The following is a 12,428-nucleotide window of genomic DNA, read 5'->3' as shown; positions in this document are numbered from 1 at the left end:
CGACGTAGGGTGAGAGTATGGGCATGCTCTGCGCGGTCAGTTTCCACCGGTACGGGCGCCTGTACTACTTCGATCCCGGCGAGTTTCGGCCCCAGGTCGGCGACAAGGTGCTGGTCCCCACCGACGAGGGGCCCGAGGTGGCCGAGTGCGTCTGGGCCGCCCAGTGGACCTCCGACGACACGGAGGGGTTCCCCCGCCTGGCCGGGCTGGCCCAGGCGGAGGATCTGCGCCGCGACGAGCTGCTGCGCCGCCGCAGAGCCGAGGCGAAGGTCGCGGCGAAACGCCTGATCCGGGAGCACGATCTGCCGATGAAGGTGGTCGCCGTGGACCACGTGCGCGGTGCGGCGGAGGGCGACGAGCGAAGCACGATCTACTTCACCGCCCCGCACCGGGTGGACTTCCGGTCACTGGTCCGGGACCTCGGCGCGACCCTGCACTGCCGGGTCGAGCTGCGTCAGCTCTCCGCCCGTGACTCGGCCCGGGTGCAGGGCGGCATCGGCTCCTGCGGGCGGGACCTGTGCTGCGCCACCTTCCTCACCGACTTCGAGCCGGTGACCATCCGAATGGCCAAGGACCAGGATCTGCCCCTCAACCCGCTGCGCATCTCCGGCGCGTGCGGTCGGCTGATGTGCTGCCTCAAGTTCGAGCATCCGCTGTACTCCGGCAGCGGTGCATACCCCGCCGCGGGTCAGCGAGTCGAGACACCAGCGGGAACAGCGAAGGTGGTGTCCCGGCATCCACCGAGCGAGACGGTCACCGTCCGGCAGATCGCCGACGGATCCATTCGACGGTGCGCGCTCTCCGACGTCTGCGGGTCACGCCAGGCGTACGAGTCACGTGACCGCGACTGACCGCAGCTGACCGCGACCGCGGCGCGACTATGACTGCGGCGCGACCACGACCGCGGCGACCACGACCGCGGCGATCACGGCCGCCCCGCGAGCGGCGGCCGGTGGTTCAGCGGAGGACCACCGGGGGCTCGGCCAGGCGGGGCTCCAGCGGGGTCCGCGGGACCAGCCACGACGATTCGGCCGACTGGTCGGGGTTGACCTGCCAGTGGCGGCCCACCCGATCCACCCCGATCGGGTAGATCGTCAACGTCCCGTCCGGGGCGATGCGCATGCGGACAAAACCCTTCGAGTCCTCGATCCCCTGCCCGGCGAAGAGCTCGTTGCCGTTGACCCCGAAGGCGCTGGCGACCAGGAGGTACGCCGCCACCAGCTGGCTGGCAACCAGCCCGCCCACCGAGCCGAAGAAGACAACCGCGGCGACCACCGACAGCGGCCACGGCCAGTCGTGGAACGGCAGCGCCAGCCACACCCAGGTGCCGGCGGCCGCCAATCCCAGATGGGCCAGGCCGTGCCCCAGGCCGAGCAGCCAGTGCCGGAGCCGTCGCTGCACGGCACCGGGTGCCTCGGCGAAGAGGACCGTCGCGGTAAGGGTCACCAACAGCATCGCCACCAACGGAACGCTGAACAGCCGTAGCTGGGTGCCGTTGTGGTTCGTGTAGACGCCGACCATCGACAGGATCAGCAGCGTGTACAGGGCGCCGAGCAGCGTGGTGAAGCCCGGGTTGCGCCACGGCAGCCGCGGGAAGATGCCCCAGGCGTACCGTCGGGACCGCGCCGCGTCCGGGTAGCATCCGGCCAGCTCGTAGGAGTGCGGGGCACTCGCCCGCCGCGCCCGCGTCTCCTTCGGCGGGACCTCGATGCGCTGGGGCAACAGGTGCGTCGGATAGAGGTACGCGCCGCCGCCGCCACAGGTGATCAGCTGGCGGCCCGGCCCCACGTAGCGGGCGTAGTGGTGGTGGTCGCCGGAGATGAGCAGGCGTACCTGGGCGCCGGTCGGCGCGACGATGGTGCGAATGAAATAGTCGATCGAGTCGTACGCCGAGGGGTCTTTGGTGGTGGCCTTGGTCCAGGTCGGCATCGGGACGGCCAGGATCACCCGGCTCTGCGGCCCCAGCCGCTCCGCCACCGAGTCGAAGTAGCTGAGCTGCGGGTCGTCCAGGTATGAGCCGGACTGGTCATCCAGGCCGAACAACCACCAGTCCGCCGGCAACTCCACCGCGAAGTACGACCGGGTCTGCGCGGTGTTCCAGCCGCCGAAGTGCCGGTCCCGGGACCGGACGAAGAGGCGCAGGAACGCGGTGAGGCCGTCGTACCAGTCGTGGTTGCCGGGGATCGCGAAGAGCGTCGGCTGTTCGGGCGGGGTGACCGGCAGTGCCGCCTGGTACGGGCCCTTGCACCGGTCCTCATACGTGTCGAAGGCCGCCGATGGGTAGACCTGATCACCCCCCAGCACCAGCACCTGCGCCCGGGGCAGCCGGTGCCCGTCCACCGTCAGCTCCCGCTGGGCCAGCAGGTACGCCACCGAGTACGTGGCGTCGAAGCCATCGCCAAGGTCGGCGACGTAGTCCAGCCAGAGCCCACCGTCCGGCCCGACCTGCCGGGTCACCGTCGCGTCGAAGGTGTGCTGTAGCTCCCGTTTGTCCAGGTAGGCGCCGAACAGCAGCGCGAGCAGCGTCCGGATACCGGTGCTGATCAGCAGGAGCGGCGCCAGCCACGGCACCGGCTTGCGTGGGGTGAAGCCCAGTTCGAGCGGGTCGGTGCTGCGGGGGCGGTGCGCCGGCTGCCCGCCGGCCGCCTCGCTGGCGTGTGGGCCACTCGGCGGCGGCCCGGGCCGTTGGGCCGTCGATCCCGGACCGGCGCCCGGGTGGCCGGGGCCCCGCTCGTCCTGGTCACCGTTGCCGTCCGACCCGTGCGGAGTGGGGTGCTGGTCCGGGAGGCCAGCAGCATGGTCGTCCGTCATCTGCGCAGCGTAGTGCGGTCGGGTCGGCGGCGCTATCTGGAGAACGTCAGGTTACGGCGCCCGGTCCGGGAGGGTGCCGCGTTCGGCCGCCCGGTCCCGGTGGGGATCCCGATCGGCGGGTCCGGCCGGGTGGCGTACACTTGCTGATCGTTGCCGCCTTAGCTCAGTCGGCTAGAGCGACGCACTCGTAATGCGTAGGTCGACGGTTCGATTCCGTCAGGCGGCTCGGGGCAACGAAGGGCCTGGTCACATCGCTGACCAGGCCCTTCGTCGTGTCAGGGGTCGACCGGTGGCGATCAAGTGCATCGTGTGATCACTATCTGAGGACACACAGCTACCCGGCGCTCTTCCGAGCCCGATGCTCAGCAAGATCGGAGAGGTGCGGTGGCCGTGGTTGGGGTGCTGCTCGGCACGCCGGCCGCGCCCCGATATGGGGTGTCGGCCGGGCCGAGGAGGTGACGCCCGGCGCCCCGGATTGCGCCGCCCGACGCGAAGCCGGACGGGCGTCCCGTCATGTCCGGGTCAGCCCACGCGTTTCTTGGCCGGCGGCCAACTACGGTTGACCCTGAACTCAAGAAGCGGCGTATTCTTCCGCGTCGTCATAAAGGTCCCCGACATGAGCGCCGAATAACGGCCCCCAACCTTTCCCAGGGATAGACGAATAACCGTGAGTATGTATGCTGTTAATATAACCCACGCCACCGTTGTAATCGGTCAGGAAGGGAGACCCGCTGGCGCCGCCCTCCGATGGGGTGTCAATCCCAACGAATACATCATCTCGCAGCTCGGCCGAGTCATCCACGTTGAAGAAAGGCCGTTCGCCGTTGTGGAAGTTGACCGGATAGCTGATTTCCGTGACTTTGCCGTACGGAAAGTCCAATATTAGACCGTGAGCACCAACAACATCCCTGATTGCCCCCGCCCCGGGTGCGGTGCCTGTTACGACGAAACCCACGTCATACTGGCGCTTCTCGTTTTGCGACCACCCCACGAAGGTGAATTTTGCTACACTAGCCCATATCCCGGTCGTTAAATCCGGACCATCGTCATAGGCTGGCAGGAAAATCCAATTTTTGTGCCAGCCATCGCTGTCTTTGCCTCCATCATGCACACAGTGCCCGGCGGTGGAGACCAGCTGCCCCGAGGGGCTGTTCACCACACTCGCCGAGCAGACGTAATCGCCGCCGCTGGACTTAGTAAAGAAGACTTTCCCAGTAGCAACTGAGTCGACGCTGGCTGTGGCGTTGGGGCTGCGGGTGATGCTCGGCGGTGCCGGTTCGCTGATTGTGATCGGCGGTCCGTCCGCCTTGGGCGCCTGCTGCGGCACCGCGGGCGCGCCCTTCACCTCCACGCGGTCCATGGGGATGGCGTTAGCCATCCGCTCGGGTGTCCAGTATTCGCGGAGCTCGTTAAGGGCTTCCTCGTTGGTGAGTTCCCGACCCCCGCTGGTGCGGCTGACGTCACTCACGATGCTGCCAGGGTCGGTCGTGCTCGTGGTTGGTTCGGCGTTCACGGGTCCGGTCGCGACCAGCGCGAGCGTCAGGCCGGCCATGATGGACCAGCGCAGGGCAGACTTCAACGTCACGTCCTCTCATTCATCACATACAATCGCCAGCGCACCATATCGAACCATCGTCCATAGTGGAAGGCATTGGTGCGAGTGCTAGTTAGATCCCTTTTCGGTACGACCACGCCGCTCAACGACAACGCCCCGCCTGGCCTCACGGCCGGGCAGGGCGCTTCGTCGTGTCCGGGGCTATCCCGTGCGCTCTTCGAGCTTCGCGCACAGCTCGCCGTATGCCTCGGCCAGCGCCGCGTCAACTGTTTTCGGCGCCCACGGCTGACCGCACCCGAGGTAGGCGCGGGTCTGCGCGTCCTCCCGTGACAGCTCCACCGCGTCTTCCGGGGCCAGGTCTAGGTACACCTCGTACGGATCGACCGTGTCCGCGGCTGGCTCTGCGGAGGCCGCGGGTGCCTGTGATGGCACCAGTCGGGACCACGACACAGCAGAGGCCCTGCCCTCCCAGGCCGGGAGGGCAGGGCCTCTGCTGTTACATGGTGGGCTGTCCGGAGCCCGGGCAGCGGGCCCGATTACCCATCGCCTGATGCGGTGGGCAGGACCGGCCGGGGCTCACACTGACGCGGGCTCCGCATGCGGAGCATTGAGACGATGCCATGACTGGACTCCCTGGGGGATTTGGTAGTCCGGATACGGGTCGGTCTCGGGCTCGGACGTGCCTCCGGATGCCGCGGTAGCTCGGAGGTAGATCACCGAACGGTCGCTGGCAGTGATGCGGATCGCGGCGGCGACCGGCACCTCAACACCGGGCTGGCGGCACAGCTCCCACGAGGTGAACACCTCGGGCCGGGCAACATCGAGGAGTTGCTGGGCGAGCACGAGGATTCGGGCGGCGCGCTGCTTCGGTGGCAGCGGCCCGGTGGGCAGCGGTACCGGTGTGGCGTCGCGCGGTGGTACGCCGGCCCACAGCATGGCGGCTGTCCCGGACTGGTGTCTGACCTTGATCCCCGCGGGCGACTGTCCGCCCGGCTGGGCATCGGCGCCGTAGCGGGTGACCTCGACGATGTCGGGGTGCTCGGCTGCCCGGAAGATGGCAGTCATCACGTCCAGGGCCTGGGTTACCTGCACGGGCGCTCTCCTGATCTATCCGGGGATCGTGGCTGCTCACGGGCCGGGCCAGTGTACCGGCGGGGTGGGCGGGGCGCGGCTCCAGCGCATCACGTCGCCTCCGGAGATAGGGGTGGGCCGAGCAGGCCATGGGTGAGTAGCCCGGCGTATGCCTCCGCCCACGGCCAGCACCGCCGCGGGGTGCCGCACACGGGGCAGCGGCCGTCAACCTGGTGATGCTCGGCCAGGTCCCGCCACCACCGGCGGACAGTAGCCTCGGCCGGTGTCAACGCCTACTCCCGGCGCGCGGCGATGGCGCCCAGTTGCCCTGCCCGACCGTGGCGAGGTAGCCGTAGGCGGTTTCGGTAGGCGGGCACGGCCATGCGGAACCGCAGACCGGGCACCGGTCCACCCGCGGCCAGTGCCCGGTGATGATCCGCCGGGCGGACACGATCATCCGGTTACGTAGCTGGACCGTCGACAGGCTGGGCCGGGCGTGCGTGGCCATCACCGGCGGTTCGCCCGTTGCCGGGCAAGCGGGGTCAGCAACGGACGGTTGTCGAAGATGACCGTCGGCTGGTTGTGCAGCGGGGAGTAGGCGCCGGCCCGCGCGGCGTACCGGGTGGCGGGGCCGACCGCGTCCAACCGTGCGGGCCGGCGGCGGCGGAGTTGGCGGAATAGCCGGATCATGCGCGTGCTCCCTCACCCTGGCGCCTCGGACATCCATCCGGCCGCGTCGTGTGATTTCAGCGTGCGACTACGGGACTACGCTCGGAAGGAGGTCGATGTTTTCAGGCTTTTCAGCAGGGGGACGTGTGGACGATCTCGGCGCCCAGCTCCGGCAGACTCGTACCGAGGCCGGGGTTACGTTGGCCTCAATGGCCGCTCGTACCTCGTATTCGGTGTCGCACCTGAGCAATGTTGAGGCTGGGCGGAGGACAGCAACGCCCGACATCGTGCTCGCCTACGCGCGGCTCCTCGGGGAGGATGAGATGAGGCGTCGACAGATGTTCGGCCTGGCGGCCGGTGCCGTCGGCCCGGTCGTGGCCGGCGAACTGATCCGGGCCGGGTTCAGCGCTGCGCTACGCGGCCGGACTGCTGAGGAGGACTGGCGGGAGCGGGTCGACCAGTACGGTCGGGACTACATGGCGGTGGGAGCTGCGGCGCTGCAGTCCCGCCTCGCCAGTGATCTCGTGGTCCTGCAACAGCACTTGGATACGCCGGCCATGTGGTCACACGCCGCGAGGGCGTTGGTGACCTACGGCAAGACCACTCCCAACCCCACTGAGGCTATCCGTTGGTATGACCTAGCTGGGGTGGCCGCCGACCGGTGCCACGATCTCGCCGTGCGGGTCTGGGTCCGGGGCCGGGCCGCAATCGCGTTGGCCTACGAGGGGGCGGCGCTGACCACGGCGCGGCGGTACGCCGATCAGGCTGTCGCGCTGTCGGACCGGCCGTCACTCGGGCGCGTCCAGGCATTGATGGCGCAGGCGCACGTGGCGGCGGGACGTGGGGACCGGAGCGGAGCTGTCGCGCTCGATACCGATGCTCGACGGGTGTTCGACCATGTGGCATCGGCGGATGGCGAGGTGTCTGATACCGCCGTTCCGCCGTGGCGGATGGCCACCTTCCGGAGCATGTTGTATGCCCGCCTCGGGACGCCCGGCCCCGGGTCCGAGGCCCAAGAGGAAGCCGACCGCACACGACCCGGTGATCTGCCGCGTTTCGCTACTCATATCGAGCTGCATCGTGGACTCACGATGGTCAAAGCCGGTGACAGCGCGGGCGGGGTCGCCTACGCCCAGCGGGCAATGGATGCCCTACCGGCCGACCGCCGATCGCAGAGCCTGGCACTCATGCTGCGGGAAGTGGAGCAGGCCGCGCGGCGAGGGACGTAACACCGCCGGCCTCAACCCCGGCGCCCTGCCGCCATCGACGGTACTCCCTGCCCGCACGTCACGCCGTCACCTGCACCGTACGAATTCCCATACACCCCACTTCTCGAGTTGGAGCTGGCGGATTTCGTCCGATCTCGGCATCGTTCTCCTGGCGGTGACCTGGTGGTTGGTCTTCCGGCACGCTCGTCGAGGACCGTCCCGGCTGATGGCGATGGCGCTGGTCAGTGGGTTCGCTGTGGTGCTCGCCTACGGAATCAGCGAGTGGGCCAAGACCTACCTGGACGCGGAGCGCCCCTGCCGGACGTTCTCGGGCTTGCCGATCATCGCGCAGACGTGCCCACCCCCCGGTGACTGGTCGTTTCCCAGCAACCACAGCACCATCGCTTTCGGGTTGGTGGTAGCGATCTTCCTGGCCTCCTGGCGGGTGGGCTTGCTCGTGCTGCCGCTCGCCGTGCTGGCCGGCTTCTCCCGGGTCTTCGTCGGCGTGCACTATCCACACGACGTACTGGCCGGGCTTCTGATTGGAGCGGCGGTGACCCTGATCGTGGCGGCCCTGCTGGCCCGCCCAGCGACCGGGCTGGTCGACTCCCTACGGGAGAAGCCCGGTCTGGGTCGGTTGCTCGCCGCTCGGAGAGCCGCACCTGCCGTCACCCGGCCGGCTGGTCGCCGTGGTCGGTGACAGCGAGGTGCAGGGCTGCGGAGATGCAGGCGTGGGCGGCTACGGGCTCCGGTCAGCGGCGGTGACCGGTAGGAGCGCGGTCACGGCGAAGCCCCCGTCGGACGTCGGGTGCCAGTCCAGGCGGCCGCCGAGCAGGGTGGCCCGTTCGTGCATGCCGTCGAGGCCGTAGCCGTGGCTGACCCCGGTCAGGTGGGCCGGTGTTGGGTCGCTGGGGGTGGTGTTGGCGACGTACACCCGGATGTGCTGTCGGGTGTGGTCGATCCGGCAGGTGGCGTGGGCGCCGGGAGCGTGCCGGCGAACGTTGGTCAGCGCCTCCTGGATGATGCGGTAGGCGGCCAACTCCACCGCGGCGGTGGCGCGGGGTCGGGGGCTGGTGATGAGCAGGTCCACCGTCCCACCGGCGGCGCGGTGGGCCTCCAGCAGTGCGGTGAGATCCGCCAGGGTCGGCTGCGGTGCGGTGGCGGCGGCCCCGTCTTCCTGGCGCAGCACGTCAACGAGGCTGCGCAACTCCACGAGCGAGGCGCGGGCCGAGTTGGCGATGGACTGAAAGCCGTCCCGGGCGTCGGCGGGGAGGTTCGGGATGGTGTAGCTTCGCGCCTCCGCCTGTACGGCGATCACGGAGACGGTGTGGGCCACGATGTCGTGCAGCTCGCGGGCGATCCGGGCGCGTTCGGCCGCCGCGGCCTCCCGGCGTTCTAACTCCACCAGCCGTCGCCGGGTGGCGTCGCGTTCCCGGCGGTACTGCTTGCGGCCATGGACGGAGTCCGCGAGCACCACGATGGCGGTGATGGCGCAGGCCAGCACGAATGACTCGGCGAAGTAGGAGAGGGACCCCGCGGCGCCCAGCTCCGGGCGGACGGCGTCAATCTCCGCGCGGGCCCCGCCGAGGTCGTAGGTGCCCAGGGCGAGGTGACCCAGGTTGACCAGGACCGCCGCGCCGACCCCGGCGGCGGTGAGAATAGTCGGGGGAAGCAGGCGGTGCCGCGCGGTGGCGTAGAGACCGGTTGCGCCGGCCAGGCCGGCGCAGAGCAGCAGTTCGGGCTGGACGAGGAAGTTGAGCAGCGCGGCGGCGGTGGCCGCGGCGGCTAGCCAGGGACGACGGTGCCGCCAGACCAGCGGTACGACCGCGGCGGCTGCCGTGACGACACGGTGGGCGAGGTGAGGCGGGCCACGGCGATCTCCACAACCGCCACCGCGGCGATCATGGCGGCGCTGACGGTCGGGTACCAGGGCTGCCGCGGTACGTCTGCCAGGCGTAGCGCGGTGGGGCGGCGCAGTGGGGGCATTCGCCGATTCTCTCGGAGCACCGGCCCGTACGCGTCACCGTCGGGTTTGACCTGTGACATCGAGGTCAAACCCGAGGTTGACACCGAAGATCGCACTTTAGAGTGACGATCCGGACCCGTGATCTTTCGAGACTTGCGCTACTCCGATGTGGAAGGCGCAGGAAATGATCAAAGCCCCGTTACTACCTCCACCGCTTCCGGTGTCTTCGGCCCGGCGGCGGTCACCCCGTCGGGCCGGACCCGGGCCGTGGCTACTGCTGTGGGCGGGGTGCGCCGTGGCGGCGCTGCTCCTGGCCGCGGTCACCGACCAGGAGCCGCACCGGGTCTGGGGGTGCTGCGCGGCCATCGGCTACGCCGTGGCCGGGGCCCTGGCCGTCGGCGGTTCGAGGGGACTGCGCCGGGCTGCGCCGTACGTCGCGGCGGTGGGAGCGGCCCTCGTACCCATGATGTGGCTGGTCGCGCACCGGCAGGGGCAGCTCGAGGTCGATGTCGTGCACCAGTCGGGCGTGCTGCTGCTGCACACCGGCAGCCCGTACCTGCCCGAGCCATCCCAGCTCGAGGACCACAACCCGTACCTGCCGGCGATGGCGCTGTTCGGGCTGCCGTACGCGCTGGTCGGCGACAGCCCGATGACCGATGCCCGCTGGGGATTCGCGTTGGTCTTCGGGCTCGCCCTGGCGGTGGCCGCCCGGGTCGCCCTCGGCCACTGCCTGCCCCGGGCCCTCGCGCTCCTGGCCGCTTTTCCGCTGCTGGCCCTGCCGCTGGCAACCGGGGGCATCGACCTGCCGGTCACGGCGCTGATGTGCCTCGCCCTCGCGACCGCCGCCGCGGGTCGCCCCGCGGCGACCGGGCTGGCCGCCGGCGCGGCGGCAGCGATGAAGTGGACGGCCTGGCCCGTGCTGGTGGTGGTGCTGGTCCTGCTCGCGGTGCGTCGGGGCGGGCGGGCCGCGTCGGGTGCGGGCGTCGTGGCCGCCGTGGTCCTCGCCGTCCTGACGGTTCCGAGCTTCCTCGTCTCGCCGGGAGCCTTCGTCGAACATGTGCTGCGCTATCCGCTGGGAGCGGGTCAGGTTGCCTCGCCTGCCGCGAGTCCGTTGCCCGGGCATCTTGTCGCCACGCTGCTGCCGGGCGGGCGCCTGCTCGCCCTGGTACTGCTCGCCTCGGCCGCGGTGGCTGTCGCCGTCGCACTGGTGACGAGACCGCCGCGGACGCTGGTCGCCGCCGCTGACCGGCTCGCCTTCGCCCTCGCGGTGGCCATCTGTCTGGCCCCCGCCACCCGGTTCGGCTATTTCCTGATGCCGTTGACCATCGCTGTGTGGTTCCGCCTGCATCCCGGCTCTGCGCGGGTGCGCGGCAGCACTGCGCCCTGTTTCGGTCGTTATACCCGAATTGAGTAGATTTCTCAGGATCGTGGCTGATCGAGACCAGTGTCGGCCTAGCGTGCGGATGGCTGCTACCACCGGTCTGGTAGCCGAGGAACACCCGGCCTTCGGGCTCCTCGTCGTTCATGGGGAAGGGTGTCAACGCCGCGATGAACCATCAGCGCCACGCGACCAGAGTCAGTTCGGAGCAACCCGGCGAAGGTCGGGCGAGGTCACGGTGGCGGGCTGCCGGGCTGGCTGGAGCGGCCGGCCTGGCGCTCGCCGCCGTCGCCGCCGGCATCACCGTCCCCGGCGGGGACGCTGTCGGCCGCGCCGCCGCCGATGACCGGCTCGGAAAGTCGAAGGGTACGCCGGTGCGCTGTGACACGGGTCGGCTGATCGCCGAAATCACCCGAGCCAACGCTCAGGGTGGTGCGGTGCTCGACCTCGCCGCGGGCTGCACCTATCTGCTCACCGCTGACCTCGACGGTGCCGGCCTGCCCGCGATCACCACTCCGATCACCCTCAACGGCGGTAGAAACACCACCCTCAAACGCTCCGCCGCGGCCGACGAATTCAGAATCCTCAGCGTCGAGGCCAACGGTCGACTCACCCTGAACCACCTTACCGTCACCGGTGGGAAGATATCCGGCGACACCGACGGCGGCGGGATCCTCATCAATCCGGGTGGCGGTGCCACTATCAAAAATAGCAAGATTGTCGAAAATGTATCCAGTGAGGGCGATGCCGGCGGAATTGGGAATATTGGCGGCTCTCTCCATATCGAACACTCGGTCGTCAGTAGGAATGCCGCGGCGAACATCGGTGGCGGCATCTTCAGTATCGGCGCGATCTCCATCGACAAGTCACGGTTCGAGGCGAACACCGCGCTCACTGGCGGAGCGCTTACCGTCAGTGGGCACCTGACGGTCACCCGGAGCGAGCTGGTCGGTCATCAGGCCGCCGAGGGCGGCGCCATCTTCGTCCTTGGTGGGGTGACCGGCATCATTGCCGACACGCGCTTTGTGAGGAACACGACAACGGGTGCGGGCGGCTCCGCCATCGCTGGTGTGCCTCTCCAGCTCACGGTTTCCCGGGTCACTATTTCCAACAACACCGCAACCGGCGGTGGCCAGGGCGCGGTCTTTCTGCAAGGTGGAGCCCTCCTCGTCGAGGACAGCGCCCTAGAGGACAATGTCGGAGTTGACGGTGGCGGCGTGCACAACTTTGGCACGTTGACGCTACTGCGTACGAAGGTCACCGGTAATCAGGCTACCGAGTCGGGTGGCGGAATCTACAACGGTGCGAGCGGCTCGCTCACCCTGCTGCGCGCGAAGGTCACCGAGAACGTCGCCGGCATCGACGGCGGCGGCATCTTCAACGAGGTGGGCGGCACGGTCGATCTCTCCACTGCTACCGGCACCACTGTTGCCAAGAATCGACCAGACAACTGCGTGAACGTTCCTGACTGCTCCGGGTGACCTCCACCGTGCACCGCTGGCCAGTGGGTGGGAAGGACCCCGGAGGGACTGGCCTGCCGCTGGGTCCGTTGGTGTCGCCGGGCCGTTCGGAGGGCTGCTGGGTCGACCCCCGGTGTCGGGCCACAGGCCGGACGCCGGCACCTATTTCAGGGTTCTATTCGGGTTCATGTTCGTTTGGGCGTAATGTCGGTTTAGGTGGCGGGTGGCTGCTACCGCCGTCCGGTAGCCGAGGAACCACCCCGTGGCTGCGGGTGGCGGGTTCCTTGTCGTTCGCGGGGGAAGGACATCG

13 protein-coding genes, 1 tRNA gene and 2 pseudogenes are annotated in these 12,428 nt (G+C 69.2%); 7 read left to right on the top strand and 9 right to left on the bottom strand.

Annotation, left to right across the window (positions count from 1 at the left end; all coding sequences use genetic code 11):
* Positions 1-17: 17 nt before the first annotated feature.
* Positions 18-851, top strand: coding sequence for a regulatory iron-sulfur-containing complex subunit RicT (locus H0524_RS04895; protein ID WP_180197540.1), 834 nt, complete (start codon positions 18-20; stop codon positions 849-851).
* Between the two features lie 106 nt (positions 852-957).
* Here the strand turns inward: H0524_RS04895 and H0524_RS04890 are convergent, their stop codons facing one another.
* Positions 958-2,811 carry a metallophosphoesterase gene (locus H0524_RS04890; protein ID WP_180197539.1) on the bottom strand — a complete coding sequence of 618 codons (1,854 nt, stop codon included), beginning with the start codon at positions 2,809-2,811 and terminating at the stop codon, positions 958-960.
* Between the two features lie 152 nt (positions 2,812-2,963).
* Between H0524_RS04890 and H0524_RS04885 the strand changes: the two genes are divergently transcribed.
* Positions 2,964-3,037: transfer RNA gene (locus H0524_RS04885), tRNA-Thr, on the top strand.
* A 345-nt stretch (positions 3,038-3,382) separates the two neighbouring features.
* Here the strand turns inward: H0524_RS04885 and H0524_RS04880 are convergent.
* The 6 genes and pseudogenes from H0524_RS04880 to H0524_RS04860 all read right to left on the bottom strand — a co-directional run bounded on the left by H0524_RS04880 (position 3,383) and on the right by H0524_RS04860 (position 6,127).
* The gene (locus H0524_RS04880; RefSeq protein ID WP_218941333.1) at positions 3,383-4,396 is read right to left on the bottom strand and encodes a serine protease; all 1,014 of its coding nucleotides are present in this window, start codon (positions 4,394-4,396) and stop codon (positions 3,383-3,385) included.
* 171 nt (positions 4,397-4,567) lie between these two features.
* Positions 4,568-4,786 (bottom strand): annotated as a pseudogene (locus H0524_RS04875) (hypothetical protein); the annotation flags it as partial.
* Between the two features lie 156 nt (positions 4,787-4,942).
* Complete coding sequence (locus H0524_RS04870; RefSeq protein ID WP_180197537.1) at positions 4,943-5,458, bottom strand: hypothetical protein; 516 nt, start codon at positions 5,456-5,458, stop codon at positions 4,943-4,945.
* An 89-nt stretch (positions 5,459-5,547) separates the two neighbouring features.
* Positions 5,548-5,727 (bottom strand): hypothetical protein, encoded by a 180-nt coding sequence (locus H0524_RS25345; RefSeq protein WP_309225008.1) that lies wholly within the window; start codon positions 5,725-5,727, stop codon positions 5,548-5,550.
* On the bottom strand, positions 5,724-5,945 hold the full coding sequence (locus H0524_RS04865) for a hypothetical protein (protein WP_180197536.1): 222 nt from the start codon (positions 5,943-5,945) through the stop codon (positions 5,724-5,726). Before H0524_RS04865 ends, H0524_RS25345 begins: the two co-directional genes overlap by 4 nt.
* Entirely contained in the window at positions 5,945-6,127 is a 183-nt protein-coding gene (locus tag H0524_RS04860) for a hypothetical protein (RefSeq protein ID WP_180197535.1), read from the bottom strand. Before H0524_RS04860 ends, H0524_RS04865 begins: the two co-directional genes overlap by 1 nt.
* A 125-nt stretch (positions 6,128-6,252) precedes the next feature.
* Between H0524_RS04860 and H0524_RS04855 the strand changes: the two genes are divergently transcribed.
* Together H0524_RS04855 and H0524_RS04850 are read left to right on the top strand one after the other, a co-directional pair.
* Complete coding sequence (locus tag H0524_RS04855; RefSeq protein WP_180197534.1) at positions 6,253-7,335, top strand: helix-turn-helix domain-containing protein; 1,083 nt, start codon at positions 6,253-6,255, stop codon at positions 7,333-7,335.
* A gap of 127 nt (positions 7,336-7,462) precedes the next feature.
* Positions 7,463-8,014: pseudogene (locus H0524_RS04850) on the top strand (phosphatase PAP2 family protein); the annotation flags it as partial.
* A 39-nt stretch (positions 8,015-8,053) separates the two neighbouring features.
* Here H0524_RS04850 and H0524_RS24465 read toward each other — a convergent pair.
* Complete coding sequence (locus H0524_RS24465) at positions 8,054-8,818, bottom strand: histidine kinase (protein WP_309225007.1); 765 nt, start codon at positions 8,816-8,818, stop codon at positions 8,054-8,056.
* A gap of 105 nt (positions 8,819-8,923) precedes the next feature.
* On the opposite strand from H0524_RS24465, the gene H0524_RS24460 reads away from it, so the two are divergent.
* Positions 8,924-9,103, top strand: coding sequence for a hypothetical protein (locus H0524_RS24460; RefSeq protein WP_255435769.1), 180 nt, complete (start codon positions 8,924-8,926; stop codon positions 9,101-9,103).
* Here the strand turns inward: H0524_RS24460 and H0524_RS24455 are convergent.
* Positions 9,100-9,360, bottom strand: coding sequence for a hypothetical protein (locus H0524_RS24455; RefSeq protein ID WP_255435768.1), 261 nt, complete (start codon positions 9,358-9,360; stop codon positions 9,100-9,102). The genes H0524_RS24460 and H0524_RS24455 overlap by 4 nt on opposite strands.
* Before the next feature lie 215 nt (positions 9,361-9,575).
* Here H0524_RS24455 and H0524_RS04840 point away from each other — a divergent pair, with 215 nt between their 5' ends.
* The gene (locus H0524_RS04840) at positions 9,576-10,694 is read left to right on the top strand and encodes a glycosyltransferase 87 family protein (protein WP_180197533.1); all 1,119 of its coding nucleotides are present in this window, start codon (positions 9,576-9,578) and stop codon (positions 10,692-10,694) included.
* Between the two features lie 134 nt (positions 10,695-10,828).
* Positions 10,829-12,139: a right-handed parallel beta-helix repeat-containing protein gene (locus tag H0524_RS04835; protein WP_180197532.1), complete on the top strand. Its 1,311-nt coding sequence runs from the start codon at positions 10,829-10,831 to the stop codon at positions 12,137-12,139.
* Positions 12,140-12,428: the final 289 nt, after the last annotated feature.

This window comes from Salinispora sp. H7-4, assembly GCF_013416675.1.
Classification (GTDB): domain Bacteria; phylum Actinomycetota; class Actinomycetes; order Mycobacteriales; family Micromonosporaceae; genus Micromonospora; species Micromonospora vitiensis.
Note: the sequence above shows the minus strand (reverse complement) of the source record. Positions and strands in the feature narration are given on the sequence as shown.